General features: G+C 63.0%; 20 protein-coding genes. 3 read left to right on the top strand and 17 right to left on the bottom strand.

Going from position 1 to position 17,561, the window contains the following annotated elements; translation table 11 throughout:
• From HU218_RS10850 to HU218_RS10840, 3 genes are all read right to left on the bottom strand, one after another.
• Complete coding sequence (locus HU218_RS10850; protein ID WP_174874959.1) at positions 1-753, bottom strand: substrate-binding periplasmic protein; 753 nt, start codon at positions 751-753, stop codon at positions 1-3.
• Between the two features lie 100 nt (positions 754-853).
• Positions 854-1,546: an aspartate/glutamate racemase family protein gene (locus HU218_RS10845; RefSeq protein ID WP_174874958.1), complete on the bottom strand. Its 693-nt coding sequence runs from the start codon at positions 1,544-1,546 to the stop codon at positions 854-856.
• Positions 1,546-2,154 (bottom strand): LysE family translocator, encoded by a 609-nt coding sequence (locus tag HU218_RS10840; RefSeq protein WP_174874957.1) that lies wholly within the window; start codon positions 2,152-2,154, stop codon positions 1,546-1,548. The genes HU218_RS10845 and HU218_RS10840 overlap by 1 nt, the downstream gene beginning before the upstream one ends.
• Before the next feature lie 151 nt (positions 2,155-2,305).
• On the opposite strand from HU218_RS10840, the gene HU218_RS10835 reads away from it, so the two are divergent.
• The 3 genes from HU218_RS10835 (at position 2,306) to HU218_RS10825 (ending at position 4,836) form a co-directional block, all read left to right on the top strand.
• On the top strand, positions 2,306-3,733 hold the full coding sequence (locus tag HU218_RS10835) for an aminotransferase-like domain-containing protein (RefSeq protein ID WP_174874956.1): 1,428 nt from the start codon (positions 2,306-2,308) through the stop codon (positions 3,731-3,733).
• 166 nt (positions 3,734-3,899) lie between these two features.
• Positions 3,900-4,103: a hypothetical protein gene (locus tag HU218_RS10830; RefSeq protein ID WP_174874955.1), complete on the top strand. Its 204-nt coding sequence runs from the start codon at positions 3,900-3,902 to the stop codon at positions 4,101-4,103.
• 190 nt (positions 4,104-4,293) lie between these two features.
• The gene (locus HU218_RS10825; protein WP_174874954.1) at positions 4,294-4,836 is read left to right on the top strand and encodes a cold shock domain-containing protein; all 543 of its coding nucleotides are present in this window, start codon (positions 4,294-4,296) and stop codon (positions 4,834-4,836) included.
• A gap of 113 nt (positions 4,837-4,949) precedes the next feature.
• Here HU218_RS10825 and HU218_RS10820 read toward each other — a convergent pair whose 3' ends face one another.
• The 14 genes from HU218_RS10820 to cmk form a co-directional block, all read right to left on the bottom strand.
• Positions 4,950-6,434 (bottom strand): carboxypeptidase M32, encoded by a 1,485-nt coding sequence (locus tag HU218_RS10820; protein ID WP_174874953.1) that lies wholly within the window; start codon positions 6,432-6,434, stop codon positions 4,950-4,952.
• An 86-nt stretch (positions 6,435-6,520) separates the two neighbouring features.
• On the bottom strand, positions 6,521-7,207 hold the full coding sequence (locus HU218_RS10815; protein ID WP_174874952.1) for a hypothetical protein: 687 nt from the start codon (positions 7,205-7,207) through the stop codon (positions 6,521-6,523).
• 58 nt (positions 7,208-7,265) lie between these two features.
• On the bottom strand, positions 7,266-8,396 hold the full coding sequence (gene ribD / locus HU218_RS10810) for a bifunctional diaminohydroxyphosphoribosylaminopyrimidine deaminase/5-amino-6-(5-phosphoribosylamino)uracil reductase RibD (RefSeq protein ID WP_174874951.1): 1,131 nt from the start codon (positions 8,394-8,396) through the stop codon (positions 7,266-7,268).
• Positions 8,393-8,929: a GNAT family N-acetyltransferase gene (locus tag HU218_RS10805; RefSeq protein ID WP_174874950.1), complete on the bottom strand. Its 537-nt coding sequence runs from the start codon at positions 8,927-8,929 to the stop codon at positions 8,393-8,395. Before HU218_RS10805 ends, ribD begins: the two co-directional genes overlap by 4 nt.
• 77 nt (positions 8,930-9,006) lie before the next feature.
• Positions 9,007-9,462 carry a transcriptional regulator NrdR gene (gene nrdR, locus HU218_RS10800; RefSeq protein ID WP_174874949.1) on the bottom strand — a complete coding sequence of 152 codons (456 nt, stop codon included), beginning with the start codon at positions 9,460-9,462 and terminating at the stop codon, positions 9,007-9,009.
• A gap of 167 nt (positions 9,463-9,629) precedes the next feature.
• Complete coding sequence (gene rfaD / locus HU218_RS10795; RefSeq protein ID WP_174874948.1) at positions 9,630-10,625, bottom strand: ADP-glyceromanno-heptose 6-epimerase; 996 nt, start codon at positions 10,623-10,625, stop codon at positions 9,630-9,632.
• Positions 10,626-10,677: 52 nt separating this feature from the next.
• Complete coding sequence (locus HU218_RS10790; protein ID WP_174874947.1) at positions 10,678-11,256, bottom strand: DUF924 family protein; 579 nt, start codon at positions 11,254-11,256, stop codon at positions 10,678-10,680.
• Between the two features lie 35 nt (positions 11,257-11,291).
• On the bottom strand, positions 11,292-12,254 hold the full coding sequence (gene rfaE1 / locus HU218_RS10785) for a D-glycero-beta-D-manno-heptose-7-phosphate kinase (protein WP_174874946.1): 963 nt from the start codon (positions 12,252-12,254) through the stop codon (positions 11,292-11,294).
• Positions 12,255-12,268: 14 nt separating this feature from the next.
• Positions 12,269-13,015: an orotidine-5'-phosphate decarboxylase gene (pyrF, locus tag HU218_RS10780; protein WP_174874945.1), complete on the bottom strand. Its 747-nt coding sequence runs from the start codon at positions 13,013-13,015 to the stop codon at positions 12,269-12,271.
• Between the two features lie 20 nt (positions 13,016-13,035).
• Complete coding sequence (gene lapB / locus HU218_RS10775) at positions 13,036-14,202, bottom strand: lipopolysaccharide assembly protein LapB (RefSeq protein ID WP_174874944.1); 1,167 nt, start codon at positions 14,200-14,202, stop codon at positions 13,036-13,038.
• Positions 14,203-14,230: 28 nt separating this feature from the next.
• Entirely contained in the window at positions 14,231-14,524 is a 294-nt protein-coding gene (locus HU218_RS10770; protein ID WP_174874943.1) for a LapA family protein, read from the bottom strand.
• Positions 14,525-14,694: 170 nt separating this feature from the next.
• Entirely contained in the window at positions 14,695-14,991 is a 297-nt protein-coding gene (locus HU218_RS10765) for an integration host factor subunit beta (RefSeq protein WP_174874999.1), read from the bottom strand.
• Between the two features lie 9 nt (positions 14,992-15,000).
• Positions 15,001-16,680: a 30S ribosomal protein S1 gene (rpsA, locus tag HU218_RS10760; RefSeq protein ID WP_174874998.1), complete on the bottom strand. Its 1,680-nt coding sequence runs from the start codon at positions 16,678-16,680 to the stop codon at positions 15,001-15,003.
• A 153-nt stretch (positions 16,681-16,833) separates the two neighbouring features.
• Complete coding sequence (gene cmk, locus HU218_RS10755; RefSeq protein WP_174874942.1) at positions 16,834-17,493, bottom strand: (d)CMP kinase; 660 nt, start codon at positions 17,491-17,493, stop codon at positions 16,834-16,836.
• Positions 17,494-17,561: the final 68 nt, after the last annotated feature.

The following is a 17,561-nucleotide window of genomic DNA, read 5'->3' as shown; positions in this document are numbered from 1 at the left end:
TCAGTGCGGCACCGCCTGCACCTGCTCCCAGCTGGCCTGAAAGTATTTGCGGTAAAACGCGTCCAGCTCGCCGTTGGCCGCCATGTGCGCCGCTTCGCTGTCCAGTGCATCACGCAGCCAGGCCAGCCCCGGGCGCAGGCTGAAGTCTTCCTGATGGCTGCCGACCAGGCCATCCAGCCGCTTAACCCGCCCGCCGACCTGGCGGGACACGTCCACGGTGGCCTGGACGTCATCAAACACCACATCCACCCGTCCGCCAGCCAGCATGGTGAGCGAGGCATAGGAGTCTTGCGCTTCTACCCGCGTCCAGTTGCTGTGGCGGCTCATCTGCTCCGGATAATCGTAATTCGACACCCACGCCACGCGCATGCCGGTGAACTGCTGCAGCCCCTGGTAGCGCTGCGCGCCGTCATCGCGCCGCACCCAGGCATACAGCGGCCAGTACACCATCGGCTTGCGCGTCAGTAGCCAGCCGGCAGGGCTTTCCTCGGCGGTAGCAAATGCCACGATGTCGGCACCACCACTGGCGGCCTGCCGGTAGCAACCGCTGATGGCCAGAAACTGGTAACGCACCGATACCCCGCGGCTAGCGGCCGCGCGGTTCAGCGCATCGACGGCCAGACCACGCACCACACCGCCGCTATCACGGGAGATAAACGGCAGCCAGCGTTCGGCACACACCGTCAGTGTCTGCGCCTGCGCGGCCCCGGCCAGCAATAACGCCAGCAATACGCCCCACTTTGCCTTGCCCACAGCCGTCCCCTTGTCTTGTTATCAGGGTGGATACTGCATTATCGCTAGCGGCAAAAGTATTTCCCAATATATTCCGGCTCCGAGTTGCGCTGACCGCGTGTCATCCCCCCTGCAGCCAGGTAACGGCGGCGGCGGCATGCAGCGCGGTGGTATCGAACAGCGGCAGCGGGCTGTGCTCCGGCTGCAACAGCATGCCGATCTCGGTGCAGCCCAGGATCACCGCCTCGGCCCCTGCCGCCTGCAGCCGCCCGATGATGGCCCGATAACGCTCGCGCGATGCTGCCAGCACCTGGCCCAGACACAGTTCGTCGAAAATGACCCGATGCACCTCGCTACGGTCGGCGGCATCCGGCAGCAGCACCGCCAGCCCGGCGGCGGCCAACCTCTGGCGATAGAAATCCTGCTCCATGGTGAAGCCGGTCGCCAGCAACCCGACGCGGCGGACACCCGCCGCCTGCAGCGCGGTAATGGTAGGGTCGGCGATATGCAGCAAGGGCACGTCCACTGCCGCTTCGATCTGTGGCGCCACCTTGTGCATGGTATTGGTACACAGCAGCAGGCCGCGGGCACCGGCCTGCACCAGCCCCTGCGCCGCGCACGCGAGCTGCGCACCCAGCGCCTGCCACTCGCCACGCTGCTGCAGGTCGGCGACCGGTGCAAAATCCACGCTGTGCAACAATAGCGGCGCCGAGTGCAGCCCGCCAAGGCGTTCGCGCACGCCTTCGTTAATCTGCTGGTAGTAGTGCAGTGTCGACTCCCAGCTCATGCCGCCCAGCAAACCCAGATAACGCATTACCACACTCCCGAAATCAGCAATTCATCCCACAGCAGATAGCCGGCGGTGCTCGCCATCGCCAGTGCCATCACCGCGTTGAAAGCACTGCGCACACTATCGCGCGACAGATGGTGGCGCAGTGCATCGCCCATACCAACCCACACCGCTATGCAGGGCAGGTTGATCATGGCGCAGATGCCGGCCAGCAGCAGCGAATGTCCGGCGGTGGCATCGTGCGGCAGGAACAGCACGCTGGTATTGACCACCATCACCCAGGCCTTGGGGTTTACCCACTGGAACGCCGCCGCGCCGATGAAACCCAGCGGTCTGGCGCTCTGGCGGCTCTGCGGCGCACCGGCGCGCCACACCTGCCACGACAGCCAGAACAGGTAGCCGCAGCCGGCCAGCGCCAGCCACAGCCGGCCATGCTCCAGCAGCGCCAGCACCCAGCCCAGCAGCAGCGACACCAGCAATATCTGCAGGCCGTGACCGCCGGAAATACCCAGCATATGCGGCACGGTGCGGCGCCAGCCGAAGTTGACCCCGGATGCGGCCAACATCAGGTTGTTGGGACCGGGGGTGATCGACATTAGCGCAACATAACTCATCAGCGGCCAGCTCAGCATGGCAGTCTCCTTGAACAGGTGGGGATGGAGCCATGCTAGCGTTCGCAGCACGCTGGTTACAGCCGCACGGATTTGTTATTGTCACGGTGACAGTTAGCACCAAGCGGCAACTGTCACCACCGTTTTATCACCCCGCTGTCACGAGATGCCGATGACTACTGCCACGCTGTACCAGCAACTTGCCGACGACCTGTCTTCTGCCATCAACCTGGGCACGCTGCCGCCCGGCTCGCGCCTGCCATCGGTGCGCAAGACCGCCAGCAGCCGGCAGTTGTCGCTCAACACCGTGGTGGCCGCCTACCGCGTGCTGGAAGACCGCGGCCTGATCGAGGCGCGGCCGCAAAGCGGCTACTACGTGCGCTCGCGCTTGCCGTCGCCGGCGCGCGGCGCCAGCCACCGCCCAGGACCGGCACGCGGTACCGATGGCGCGGTGCTGGACCTGATCGGCGCGGCACTGAAGGCGCAGCAGACACCGGGCTACATCGACATGGCGCTGGCCTGCCCGCGCGGCGGCGACTTCTACCCGTCGGCCAAGCTGGCGCGGCTGATGGGCCAGGTGCTGCGCAAGCAGCCGGGGCTGGTGGGCAATTACGCGCTGCCGCCGGGCTCGGAACGGCTGCGCACCCAGATCGCCCGCCGCGGGCTGGAGCTGGGCATGGCGCTGCAGGCCGACAACATCATCCTCACCCACGGCGCGATGGAAGCGCTGCAGCTGGCGCTGCGCGCCATTACCCGCCCTGGCGACACCGTGGGTATCGAATCGCCCACCTATTTCAACCTGCTGCCGCTGTTCACCAGCCTGGGGCTGAAGGCGGTGGAAATCCCCACCGATCCGCAACACGGCCTGGCGCTGGACGCGCTGGAGCTGCTGCTGCAGGAACAACGCCTCAACGCCATCATCGCCATGCCCAATGTGCACAACCCGCTGGGTTGCAGCATGAGCACCGACAACAAGAAAAGGTTGGCCGCACTGGTCAATCGCCACCGCGTGCCGCTGATCGAGGACGCGCTGTATGCCGAGCTGCAGTTCGGCGACGCGCTGCAGCCGGCGGTGAAGGCCTTCGACCAGGACGGCTGGGTGCTGGTCTGCGCCAGCTACACCAAGACGCTGGCGCCGGATTTCCGCGTCGGCTGGCTGGAAGGTGGTCGCTTCGGCGAGGAGATCAAGAAGCTGAAGTTCGCCAGCTCCATCGCCGAACCGCTGGTGCTGTGCGAAACCCTGGGCGCGTTTCTGGAGTCCGGCGGCTACGACCACCATCTGCGCGCGCTCAAGCGCCGTTACGCGCTGCACGTGGACAAGGTGCGCGCCTTGATCGCCGAGTACTTCCCGCCCGGCACCCACGCAACCAATCCCAGCGGCGGCTTTTTGATCTGGGTGGAGTTGCCGGAAAACTACGACACCGTGGCGCTGTTCCACGCCGCCATCGCCGAGCGCATCAGCATCTCGCCCGGCCCGTTGTACTCGCCGGGCGGCCGCTATCGCAATGCGCTGCGGCTGTCCTGCTGCCAGCCGCTGGACGAGCGCTATGTCGGCGCGCTGCAGCGGCTGGGCGAGCTGGCACGCAGCGTCGCCAGCTGACGCTATCCGCCGTGATGGTGCATCGGACTTTGCGCTACGCAGCGGTTAGCGCAGCAAGAAAACCCGGCACGACACACCAGGCACCAGGCTTGCCCTGCACGCGATCCGCAGCAAGGAACAACATGACAGTCAACACCTCTTTCCGCCGGCGACAGGAGCCACGCCCATGAACGCGGCTTTACTGCTCTGGGGCGTCGTCGTCAGCTCCGTCGGCTTCGGCTATTTCATCTACGGCAAAAAGCAGCGCGCGCTGGTGCCGCTGCTGTGCGGCATCGCACTGATGGTGGTGCCCTACCTCATTGCCAGCAGCTGGCAACTGGTCGCGGCCGGCGTGGCCATCGCGGCGGTGCCGTACTTTGTGAGGCTGTAAGTTCCGCGCGGCAAGCGGCATACCTCTTCTGCGCCCCCGCATGGCGTGCCGTTACTCGGGTAAGACACAATTGGAAAAACTGGCAGCCAAGCGCGATGGCGCAGCCATGTTGTACCAGACTAGCAACTAGCCAGAAATTCTTTCGGGATAAAAGCCGCTACAATGCCGACTCCATAATCAGGGCAAGAATATGGCTTACTACGGCACCATCACCCGCTGGTTAGATGACAAGGGTTACGGTTTCATTCAGCGCCAAGACACCAAGGGAGAAGTCTTCTTTCACATCAGTGACTGCCCGGCCACCGGCGTCCGCCCGCAGCTGGGCTGGCTGGTTTCCTTCGAGCTGAAACAGGGACGGGACGGCAAAGCGGCAGCCTGCCAGATACAGGGCAAAGGTTTCGCTGCATCCCGCTCCGTGCGCCCTGCCCGCCAGCCCGTGCGCCCCAAAACCAGCTTCAGCCACATATTGCTTGCTACCGCAGTAGTCGCCGGTCTTGGCTATTTCGGCTATCAGCGCTACCAGGCACACGCCACGATAGCGGCAGCAGACGCCATCTTGTCACAGCAGACCAGTCCGCTAGAACCTGCCAGTCAGCATCAGTTCAGTTGCGATGGTCGCCAGCATTGCTCACAGATGCGCTCCAAGGAAGAGGCGCTTTATTTCCTGCAACACTGCCCGGACACAAAAATGGACGGCGATCACGATGGCGACCCGTGTGAACAGCAGTTCTAGATACTAAAAGCGCGAATCAGCCCGAAGGATTTGGCCACATGCTCTTTGGCCTATAAACATTAACGGCGGCTCATTATGAGCCGCCGTTATTCCATCTACGGTCCAGTGCTGTCTTACAGATAACGCGCTTCCAGATGGGCTCGGAAGTGTGCCGGGTTCAGCGCCTCGCCGGTGGCGCGCTGTACCAGCTCGGCGGTTTCCCAGCGGCTGGCCTGCGACCAGATGTTGGCGTCCAACCAGTCGAAGACCGGCGCCAGCTCGCCGGCGGCGATGCGCGCATCCAGGTCTGGCACGCTGCGGCGGATGGTAGCGAAATACTGCGCCGCGTACATCGCGCCCAGGGTGTAGCTGGGGAAGTAGCCGAAGCTGCCATCGGTCCAATGGATGTCCTGCAGGCAGCCGTCGCGGTAATTGCCACGGGTGTCGATGCCGAGATAGGCCTGCATTTTTTCGTCCCACAGCGCCGGGATGTCCTCGGCCTCGATATCGCCTTCGATCAGCGCACGTTCGATCTCGTAGCGCAGGATCACGTGCGCCGGATAGGTCAGCTCGTCGGCATCGACGCGGATATAGCCGGGACGGACGCGGGTATACATGCGCGCCAGGTTGGCCGCAGCGAAAGCGTCCTGCTCGCCGAGATGTTTTTTCACCAGCGGTGCGATCAGCTGCAGGAAGGCGGGGCTGCGCCCCAGCTGCATCTCGAATGACAGGCTCTGGCTTTCGTGAATGCCCATCGAGCGCGCCTGCCCCAGCGGCAGATGCACCAGCTCACGCGGCAGGCATTGCTCGTAACGGGCGTGGCCGGTTTCGTGCACGATGCCCATCATGCTTTGCATGAAGTCGTCGTCGCGGTAGCGGGTGGTAATGCGCACGTCTTCGGCCACGCCGCCGCAGAACGGGTGCACCGACACGTCCAGCCGGCCGGCATCGAAATCGAAGCCGAGCAGCCCCATGATTTCCACCCCCAGCGCGCGCTGGCTGTCCACCGCAAACGGGCCCTGTGCCGCCAGCAGCGTCTCGCCCGCCTGCTTGGCCATGGCCTGCTGGATCAGGCCGGGCAGCCAGGTTTTCACGTCGCCGAAGATGCGCTCCACCTCGGCGCTGCTCATGCCCGGCTCGAACTTGTCCATCAGCGCATCGTACGGGCGCTTGCCGGTGGCTTCGGCCAGCAGCTGCGCTTCCTGCCGCGACAGTTGCACCACCTCGCGGAAGTTGCCGAGAAAGCCCTGCCAGTCGCCCGCCTTGCGCTGTTCGCGCCAGGCATGTTCGCAACGGCTGCCGGCCAGCGCCTTGGCTTCCACCAGCGATGCCGGCAGCAGGTTGGCATGCTGCCAGCTGCGGCGCATTTCGCGCAGCGAGGCGCGGCGGGTGTCGTCCAGCGGCTCCTGCTCGGCGGCAGCCAGCAGCGGCTGTAACGCCGGCTCGGTCAGCGTGGCGTGCATCAGTACCTGCAGCTCGGCCATGGCGGCACCACGGGCATCATTGCCCTTGGGCGGCATCATGGCGGCCTGATCCCAGCCGGCAATGGCGGCCAGATGCTGGTAGCGGTACAGACGGGTAAATACGGATTCCAGCTGGGAATAGGCGGAAGCGGTCATGCAGAACTCCAGATCAAGACGAGGTTGGCCGCATGATGCCAGTGGCAAAAATGGCGCTCAATTGGCCGGCAGAACAGTCCGCGCGCTCAGACCGGCTGTGGCACGCCAAATTGTTCGCGGACATCGGCGTCGGGAAACGACAGCCAGTAGTAGAAGAATTCGCGGGCGATGGTGAGAAAGGTTTCGCTGGCACAGCTGTCGGACAGGTGCAGCAGCATGGCATCCACCGCCATGCGGTAGCTGTCCGGGTGGTGCGGCTGGTCGTGCAGCAGGAACAGCAGCGGCTTGAGCAGTTCGCCGCGCTCGCCCAACACGTCTTCCTCCGAGCCGAGCTCGTACAGCTGCCCAAGGTACAGTTCCAGCGACGGCGGGTAGGTGTCGAAACCGGCATCGCTCATGCGCTGCTGCAGGTCATCGAACGACGCCAGTACCGGCAGGCGCACGGGGCTGGTGGTGAAGCCGGACTTGGCATTCAGCTCGGTAACTTTTTTGACGTCGCCGATCCAGAAATAGTAGTACTCGCGCGCCGCGGTCATGGCGCCCGGGCGGTCTTCCGGCGCGCACAACGACAACAGCGCGTCCACTGCGGAACGGAACATGGTGGTGGTGCGCGGTTGGCCGCGCACGATCATGTTCAGCCGTGACAGCACCCGGCGGCGCAACGCCAGCACCTCGCTATTCGCCCCCTTGCTTTCCAACAGTCGCAGGTAGGCATCCAGCGCATCCTGGGCATCACCGGTACCGGCTTTTCCGTTCTTTTCCGCACTACTCATCCGGGCTTTCTCCTGATTGCCATGATCCTGCGCGGTGTGCAGCATAGCGGTTCGCATCTTATCCGACAATTCGACCGTCGCCGGCCGCGACTGGTTGCAGGCGCAGCCGCAAGTCGTGGCCAACCATGCGCATCTCCTGTACCGTCAGCCCCAGCTTGTCGTCCAGTGAGGTCAACGCCGGCCAGGCAAACAGGCCGCGGGCGGCATCGCCGGCCAGATAGGGCGCCAGATACAGCACCATCTCGTCCACCAGATCAGCTTGCAGCAGCGCGCCGTTCAGCCCGGCCCCCGCCTCCACCATCAGCTCATTGATGCCGGCAGCCGCCAGCGCGTGCAGCAACGCCGGCAGATCGACATGGCCATCCGCCGCCGGCAACAGCAACACCGTGACGCCGCGGGCGCGGTATGGCTGCCAGCGCGCCTCGTCGGCTACCGCGGTTGCCAGCCATACCGGTGCCACGCTGGCATCGTAGATACGGGCGCTGGCAGCGGTGGCCAGCTGGCTGTCCACCACCACCCGCGCCGGCTGGCGCTGGCACGGCACATCGCGCACCGTCAGCTGCGGGTCGTCGGCCAGCACGGTACCGCTGCCGGTCAGGATTGCGCAGTTGGCCGCACGCAAGGCATGCACGTCGCGGCGCGCATCGGCGGCGGTAATCCACTGGCTGACGCCGTTGAGCAAGGCGGTCTTGCCGTCCAGCGTCGCCGCCGCCTTGAGGGTGACAAACGGCCGCTGCCGCGTCACCCGCGACAGGAAGCCGCGATGCACCCGCTGCGCCTCGGCCGCCAGCAGCCCGGACTCGGCACGAATGCCGGCGGCCTGCAGCATGGCAATGCCGCGGCCGGCGACCTGGTGATAGGGATCGACCATCGCCGCCACCACGCGGCCAAGCTGTTCGTGGATCAGGCGCTCGGCACACGGCGGCGTGCGGCCGTGGTGGCTGCACGGCTCCAGCGTGACATAGGCGGTCGCGCCGGCAGGCGTCAGACCGCGGGCGTAACAATCCTTGATCGCCTGGATCTCGGCATGATCGCCGCCCACCTGCAGCGTCGCGCCCTCGCCGATGATCTCGCCATCGCGCACCAGCACGCAGCCGACACCCGGATTGGGCGCCGCGCGGCGGGTGGCGGCGGCCGCCAGCCGCAACGCCTGCTGCATGTAGCGGTGATCGTCGGCAGTAAAGCTCATGGCGTTACATCCCACTCGCTCGCCAGCTGACTGTAGATGCGGGCATCCCAATGGCGTCCGCGGATATACAGGTAGCCACGCAGCACCCCTTCCTGCTGGAAGCCCATGCGCTCGGCCACCGCACAGCTGCGCAGGTTGGCCGCCGCGGTGATGATTTCGGTACGGTGCAGCCCCAGCTCGCGGTAGGCAATGGTCAAAAGTTGCTGTAGTGCCTGCGGCAGAATGCCGCGGCCAACGTAGGTATCGGCCAGCCAGTAGCCGATGGCGGCGCGGCGGTCCTGATGACTGATACCGTGCAAATCGCACACGCCGGCAATCTGGCCATCCACGTCGATCAGACAGGTACGCGAGGCGCCCAGACGTCGCTCGCAAACCCGCAGCTGCAGAAACTCGCGCACCTGTTCTTCGGTCTGCGAGTTCTCTACCCACGGCAGCCACTGCCCCAGTACATCGCGGCTGCCATTGATCAGCGCAAACAGTTGCGCCGCATGCTGTTCTTCGGCATCACGCAGGGTGATATGAGAAGTTGTCATCTGCTACCTCCTTGCCCGCCGCATGCGGGGCGGCCCGCCGGCAGGAAGCAGCCGCGCAAGCTCGCCGCCGGCCGGCATCAGGGCTTCTTCTGGATTTCCTTGATGGCATCGCTGAATTCGGCGATGTCCTGGAAGCTCTTGTAGACCGAGGCAAACCGCACGTACGCCACCTTGTCCAGCTTGGCCAGTTCGTTCATCACCATCTCGCCGATCTGGCGGCTGGATACCTCGCGCTCGCCCAGTTGCAGCAGGCGCTGGCAGATGCGGTCGATGGCGTCGTCCACCAGCGGTGTGGACACCGGCCGCTTGTGCAGCGCGCGCAAGAAGCTGGTGCGCACCTTTTCCACATCGAACTCGGTGCGGTGGCCGCCGGTTTTCACCACCTGCGGCATGCGGACGTCGGCAGTCTCGAATGTGGTAAAGCGTTTTTCACAGCCCAGACAGCGGCGGCGACGGCGGATGGTGCTGCCATCATCGCTGACGCGGGAATCCACCACCTGGGTATCGATACCGCCGCAGAAGGGACATTTCATTGCTTTACGTCTCGGTGAGTTGCCATTGACAGATGTTATCAGCAAACCCATCGTCAATTTAAGCCCTGACTTGAAAGTTGTCCGCCACGCGGGCTGTGTTGCCGCCATGAAAGCAAAACGGGCCGCCCCCAGGCAGCCCGTCAGCAACGCAATGCCGTCATCACGACTTAGCGCGTCATCAGCCAGTCCACGTAACGGTCCACCCCCTGCTCCACGGTCAGCATCGCGTCGCTGTAACCCGCCTCGCGCAGTTTGCCGATATCGGCCTGGGTAAAGCTCTGGTACTTGCCCTTCAGCGCCTCCGGGAAGTCGATGTATTCCAGGATGCCCTGCGCTACCAGCTCCGCCAGGCTCAGCGCCGGCTTGCCTTCATGCCGGCGGCAGGCGTTGACGGTAGCCACCGCCACGTCGTTGAACGGCTGCGCACGACCGGAGCCGAGGTTGAAGATGCCGTGCTTGTCCGGGTTGTCCAGGAAGTACAGGTTGACCTTCACCACGTCTTCCACCGACACGAAGTCACGGCTCTGGGTGCCGTCGGCGTAGCCATCGTAGCCGCCGAACAGCTTCACCTTGCCGGTTTCACGGTACTGGTTGAAGTTGTGGAACGCCACCGAGGCCATGCGGCCCTTGTGCTGCTCCTGCGGACCGTAGACGTTGAAGTAGCGGAAGCCGGCCACTTGCGCGGTGAGGCCTTCCTTCATGCGGCGACGCAGCACCTGGTCGAACAGGAACTTGGAGTAGCCGTAGACATTGAGCGGGCCTTCGTACTGGCGGTCTTCCTTGAACACACTGCCCTTGCCATAGGTGGCGGCACTGGAAGCGTACAGCAGCGGGATTTCCTCGGCCTGGCAGAATTCGAACAGCTCCAGCGTGTACTGGTAGTTGTTCTCCATCATGTACTTGCCGTCGTGGTTCATGGTGTCCGAGCAGGCACCCTGATGCAGGATGGCACGGATCTCGCCATCAAAATCGCCACTGCCGATCAGGTTGATGAAATCCTGCTTGTCCAGATAGTCGCTGATTTCGCAATCCACCAGGTTGACGAACTTGTCGCCCTTGGTGAGGTTGTCTACCGCCAGGATGTCGGTTTCGCCGCGTGCATTCAGCGCCTTGACGATGTTGGAGCCGATAAAACCGGCGGCGCCGGTAACGACGATGGTCATGTGTGTTCCCTTTCAGGCGAGCCGGCCTGCGGCCAACCCGGTATCGATTCGGTTAAAAGCTGCTGCCCGGCTGCTGCAGGAAGGCCAGCTCTTCGGCACTACTATTGCGCGCCAGTGCGGCGTTACGGTGTGGAAACCGGCCGAAGCGGGCAATGATGTCGCGGTGACGAGCGGCGTAATCCAGCACGGAAGCATAGCCCGGGCTGTCCGGCGGCAACGCGGTAAAACGGCGCACGCATTCATGCTGGTCCGCCAGTTGCTCGCTGTGCTCCAGCGGCAGATAACAGAACCAGCGCGCCACCGGCGGCAGCTGCTGGTCCAGCCTGGCGGCCAACATATCACGCGCCACCTGCTGTGCCAGCGCATCGCTGGCAAACGCTCGCGCCTCGCCACGGAACAGGTTGCGCGGAAACTGGTCGGCCACGATCAACCAGGCTAAGGCCTGACGGGCATCATCCAGCACCGGCGCCAGTCTGCCGGCCTGCAGCGCAGTGACCAGCTCCAGAAATCGCTCGCGGATAATGCTGTCGTAGACCGCATCTTTCTTGAACCAGGCATCGCGCGGGATGGACAGCATCTCGTCGCTGCTGCCACCAAACCAGAACTGCAGGACTTCATCGTGCCACAACATGCGCGCCTCGCTTTCCTGCTACTGACGGCTACCGTTTACAGCGCAAACAGCTCGTGCTGATGGCACACGGCGGTACCCAGTTTCGCCACCACGATGCCAGCGGCGGCATTGGCCAGACTCATGGCCAGCGGCATTTCCAGCCCGGCGGCCAGCATCAGCCCCAACGTACCGATCACGGTATCGCCGGCACCGGACACGTCGTAAACCTCTTTTGCCAGCGTCGGCTCATGCACCGCACCATCGGCGCGGAACAGGGTCATGCCCTCTTCGCTGCGCGTCACCAGCAGCGCATCCAGCTTCAGCTCGCTGCGCAATGCCTCGGCCTTGGCGGTAAGCTGCTCCTCGCTCTGCCAGCTGCCCGCCACCTGGCGGAACTCGCTGCGGTTCGGGGTCAGCAGGGTGGCACCGGCGTATTTGCTGTAGTCGTCGCCCTTGGGGTCGATCAGCACCGGTTTGCCGGCGGCACGCGCCAGCGCGATCATGCGCGCCACGTGCGTCAGGCCGCCCTTGCCGTAATCGGACAGGATTACCACATCATGCGCGGCGACAATGGCGGCGTACTCGTCCAGCTTGTCGGCCAGAATTTCGTGGCTGGGGGCGTCCTCGAAATCGAGGCGGATCAGTTGCTGCTGCCGGGCCACCACGCGCAGTTTCACGGTAGTGGAGATGTCCGGATCGCGCTTGAGCGAGGCCTGGATGCCATCGGCAGCCAGCAGTCGCGACAGCGCAGTGGCGGCTTCGTCATCGCCAACCACCGACAAGATGGTGGCGTGGCCGCCGAGGCCGGCAATATTGCGCGCCACGTTGGCCGCACCGCCGGCGCGTTCTTCCATGCGGTTGATGCGTGCCACCGGCACCGGTGCTTCCGGCGAAATACGGCTGACGTCGCCAAACCAGTAACGGTCCAGCATCACGTCTCCCACCACCAACACACGACTGGCCGCCAGCTTGGTTCGCAATGCTTCGGGCGCCAGACCCAGTTGCTGCAACAGGCTCATGCTCGTCCCTCCGTTCAAGCCCGGCCTTGCTGCCAGGCGCGGATATCGGCATTGATGCCGGTCAGTACCGCCAGCGGGTCTACCGCCTTGGTGATCGGACGACCGATCACCAGGTAGTCAGCCCCGGCCTGCAAGGCGGCAACCGGCGTCATCACGCGGCGCTGGTCATCAGCGACGCTATCGGCCAGACGGATGCCCGGCGTCACCAGCTTGAAGTCCTGGCCGATCTCGGCCTTGAGCAGCGGCGCTTCCTGCGCCGAGCACACCACGCCATCAAAGCCGCTGTCGCGGGTCAGGCGCGCCAGACGCAGTACGTGTTCCTGTGGCGGCACGCTGATGCCGATTTCGGCCAGATCGGCGGCTTCCATGCTGGTGAGCACGGTGACGGCGATCAGCAGCGGCCGCTGGCTGTAGTTGGCCAGTGCCTCGACGGCGGCCGTCATCATGCGGCGGCCACCGGAGGCGTGCACGTTGACCATCCACACGCCGATGTCGGCCGCCATCTTGCAGGCGTGGGCCACGGTATTGGGGATGTCGTGGAATTTCAGGTCCAGGAATACCTGGAAACCGCGTGCAGCCAACTGTTCCACCAGTTGCGGACCGGCGGCGGTAAACAGCTCCTTGCCGACTTTCAGGCGGCACTGGCTCGGGTCGAGACGGGCGGCAAAGGCCAGCGCCGCATCGGCGGTGGAAAAGTCCAGTGCCACCAGCACCGGCGAGGCCACGTTTGCCGCGGCATTTTCAAGGATCAATGGATTCATGCTTGGTCGTATCGGTGAATTCAGTTGGTTTCCGAACGGTTGGGGGTAAAGCTCTCCCACTCGCCGCAGGCCGGGCAGTGCCAGAAGAATGCCCGCGAGCGGAAATTGCAGCGCTTGCAGCGATGCACGGTCAGTTTCTGCGCATGTTTCATCACCAGTGCGCGCGCCACTTCGGCATCCATGCGCCCTTCCGGACTCAGTTCGTCCATCTGCGCTTCGATCAGGCGGTAAACACCCAGCAGATTCGGCCGGGCATGCACCGCCTCGCGCGCGGCCTCCAGCGCTTTGGCTTCGCCTTCGTAGGTGGCCACTTTCTGGTACAGCAGGTCGGTCAATTCCAGCTGCGAGAAGGTCCGCTGGTAGCCGCGCAGCAAGGCGATGCCTTCCTGCTGCTTGCCCAGCGCTTCGTAAGCATCGAACAGCCGCTCGGCCACCATGGCCAGGTATTCATAATTCTGCTTCTCGATGGCCTGCCAGGCGGCGATCGCGGCCTCAAGTTTGCCTTCGGCCACTTCGATATCGCCCAGCAGGATGCTGGCGCGCACACACTTGCGGTTGGCGGCAAACGCCTCTTGTACGTAGTGGCGAGCCTTGTCGTAATCGGACTGGTACAGCGCGGCCTGTGCCAGCTCGCAGAAGAACTGCGCCACTTCATGCTGGAAAGAATGAGCATCGTTGCGCAGTTCGCGAGCGGTCGCGATGGCTTTCTCCCAGTCGCGATCCTGCTGGTAAATGCTCAGCAGCTGCTCGCGGGCCGGCTTGCCCATAGTGTGGCTCTTGAGCAGCGTCAGCAGCAGCTCTTCGGCACGATCCACCAGCCCGGCCTTGTGGAAGTCCTGGGCCAACTCGAAACGCACCAAGGACTTCTGCTCTGCAGTGAGATCCGGCAATTCCAGCAATTTCTGGTGCAGACGGATGGCGTGATCATTCTCGCCGCGTCGGCGATAGAGTTTGCCCAGGCTCAGCTGTACATCCAGCGAGTCCGGGTGGGCGCGTGCCACCTCGGCCAGCGAACGTGCTGCTGCGTCGGTGCGATCATCCACCAGCGCATCCAGCCCCTTGTAAAAGGCAGCCGGTACTTCCTTGGCCTGTTTCAAAACAGCGCGCAAATCTACGCGCGCGGCAAGCCACCCCAGCCCGAAAAACGCCGGGAACAGCAACAGCCACCACAGATCTAGATCCAACATTCAACCTCGGATACGGAAAACCGCCGGCTCAATCGGCCAGGGCATCACTCGGGTCAGCTACCACTTTGCTGGCAGCCTGACGGGAACGCAGTTCCTTCTTGAGCTGCGATAGCTCGCGACGGACACGCAGGGAATAGGCAAAGGTTGCCAGCAAGCCAATGACCGCGCCGGCGACGAAGAACAGCAGCAGCAGCAGGATCAGCGGTACTTGCCAGCTGTGCCCGAAGAACAGCTTGAATTCGACCACAGTGCTGTTCTGCACGGTAACCGCAACCAGCAACACGAGCAGCAGCAGCTCAAACAGGCGGAACAGGTAACGCATGGGACTCTCACTCGGTTCGCAACACTCGGGGTGCCGATGACATCATGCTGACGGCACCGCCATCAGCCCTGCAAGTTTAAACGAAAGCGTGAAGCCCCCCAAGCGCGCAGGGCATAAAAAAACGCTGCGACCGGTGGTCGCAGCGTTTTGCTAGACAGACAACAAGCAACTTATTGGTCAGCGCCGTCCTCGAGATCAACTCGCTCGCGCAATTCCTTGCCTGCCTTGAAGTGAGGCACGTATTTCTCAGGAACGACAACGCTGCTGCCGGACTTGGGGTTGCGGCCAACCCGCGGCGGACGGTAGTTCAGATCGAAGCTACCGAAGCCGCGAATCTCGATTCGCTGCCCTTTTGCCAGGCTGCCGGCCATCGCATCCAGAATGGTTTTGACGGCCAGCTCAGCATCTTTGGCGACCAACTGAGGATAACGCTCGGCAAGCCTCGCAATAAGCTCAGATTTGGTCATGTCCATAAATTACTCGTTGCCGCCGGACAGTTTGGCTTTCAGCAGCGCGCCCAGGCTGGTGGTACCAGCAGACACGTTGGCATCGGAGGATACGGCTGCCATGGCAGCTTTCTCTTCCTGCATGTCCTTGGCCTTGATGGACAGGCTGATGGAGCGGGACTTGCGATCAACAGCGATGATCACGGTTTCAACTTCGTCACCCTCTTTAACATGGGTGCGGATGTCTTCAACGCGGTCACGCGACACTTCGGAAGCGCGCAGGTAGCCTTCAACGTCGGCTTCCAGCTGGATTACAGCGCCCTTGGCATCAGCGGACTTAACGATGCCCTTAACCAGGGAGCCCTTGTCGTTCATGGCAACGAAGTTGTTGAACGGATCACCTTCCATCTGCTTGATGCCCAGGGAGATGCGCTCTTTTTCCACGTCGATGGACAGAACCAGCGCTTCAACCTCGTCACCCTTCTTGAACTTGCGCACGGCTTCTTCGCCAGCTTCGGTCCAGGACAGGTCGGACAGGTGTACCAGACCGTCGATGCCGCCCGGCAGGCCAACGAACACGCCGAAGTCGGTAATGGACTTGATCGCGCCCTTCAGCTTGTCGCCTTTCTTGAAGTTGTCGGCGAATTCGTTCCACGGGTTAGCCTGGCACTGTTTCATGCCCAGGCTGATACGACGACGCTCTTCGTCGATCTCGAGGATCATCACTTCAACTTCGTCACCTACCTGAACTACCTTGGACGGGTGTACGTTCTTGTTGGTCCAGTCCATTTCGGACACGTGTACCAGACCTTCGATGCCCTGCTCGATTTCCACGAACGCACCGTAGTCGGTCAGGTTGGTTACCTTGCCGAACAGACGGGTGCCGGACGGGTAACGACGGGACAGGCCCACCCACGGATCTTCGCCCAGTTGCTTCAGACCCAGGGATACACGGTTCTTCTCTTGGTCGAACTTCAGTACCTTGGCTTCTACTTCGTCGCCAACTGCCAGCACTTCGGACGGGTGCTTCACACGACGCCATGCCAGGTCGGTGATGTGCAGCAGGCCGTCGATACCACCCAGGTCAACGAATGCACCGTAGTCGGTGATGTTCTTGACGATACCCTTGATCACTGCGCCCTCTTTCAGGGTTTCCAGCAGTGCCTTGCGCTCTTCGCCCAGGGTCTCTTCCAGAACGGCGCGACGGGAAACAACCACGTTGTTGCGCTTGCGATCCAGCTTGATAACCTTGAACTCGACTTCCTTGCCTTCGTACGGAGTGGTGTCTTTCACCGGACGCACGTCAACCAGGGAACCCGGCAGGAAGGCGCGGATGCCGTTAACCATAACGGTCAGACCACCCTTAACCTTGCCGCTGATAACGCCGGACAGGATCTTGCCAGCTTCCAGCGCTTCTTCCAGGTCAACCCAGGCAGCCAGACGCTTGGCTTTTTCACGGGACAGCTTGGTTTCGCCGAAGCCGTTTTCCAGGGAGTCAATCGCTACGGTCACGAAGTCGCCGATTTGCACTTCCAGCTGACCGTTGTCGCTCTTGAATTCTTCAACCGGGATCAGGGATTCGGACTTCAGACCGGCGTTAACGGTCACGAAGTTGGAATCAACGCCAACCACTTCAGCGGTGATCACTTCACCAGCGCGCATTTCCTGCAGGGAGAGGCTTTCCTCAAACAGCGCGGCAAAGCTTTCCATTTCGAAGGTAGTCATTCGTATACTCACATAAGCGTGCCTTGCGTCACGCGGGTCAAGTTGAAATACGCCGCCAGCGCAAGGAGTTACAGGCGGCGTTTACAAAAAACGAATAGCCGGTCTACGGGCTTGCGGCTATCGCCAGCCATCCGAGAATCAGACAGCGGCGAACCACGCCAGCACCTGATCGACCGCCTGGTCGATAGTCAGGGCCGAGGTGTCCAGCAAGCGGGCATCCGGCTCTTGTCGCAGCGGGGCAACCGGACGAGCCGCGTCACGCGCGTCACGCTCGGAAATATCCAGCTGAATCTGAACGAGATTAGCAGATTCTCCTTTTGCGATCAACTGCTTATAACGTCTTTCGGCGCGAACTTCCGCGCTGGCGGTGAGAAAAACTTTCAGTTCGGCGCGCGGAAACACCACCGAACCCATGTCGCGGCCATCCGCCACCAGCCCCGGTGGCACCAGGAAAGCACGCTGGCGCTCCAGCAGCGCGGCGCGCACCTCCGGCAGCGCAGCGACTTTCGAGGCCCCCATGCCGATATCTTCGGCACGGATGGCGGCACTGACATCGTGTCCATCCAGCCACACCTTGCCGTCGCGAAAAGCTGCCGGCAGCTGTGCGGCCAACCTGGCCACGCCCTGTGCGTCTTCCCAGCTCACGCCCTCGCGCAGCGCGTACAGCGCGGTCAAGCGGTACAGCGCGCCGGAATCCAGGTAATGCAAGCCCAGCTTGTCCGCCACCAGCGCAGCCACGGTGCCTTTGCCGGACGCGGACGGGCCATCGATGGTAATTACAGGTTTCAACGTAGGCATGTCACATCGCCTTGAATCAAAACCAAACATTGTAACGCAGCTATCCGCGCTGCTACAGGTTTGCCTCG

It is taken from the genome of Vogesella oryzae (assembly GCF_902829295.1).
GTDB lineage: Bacteria > Pseudomonadota > Gammaproteobacteria > Burkholderiales > Chromobacteriaceae > Vogesella > Vogesella oryzae.
This window is presented reverse-complemented; position numbering and strand designations above follow the sequence as displayed.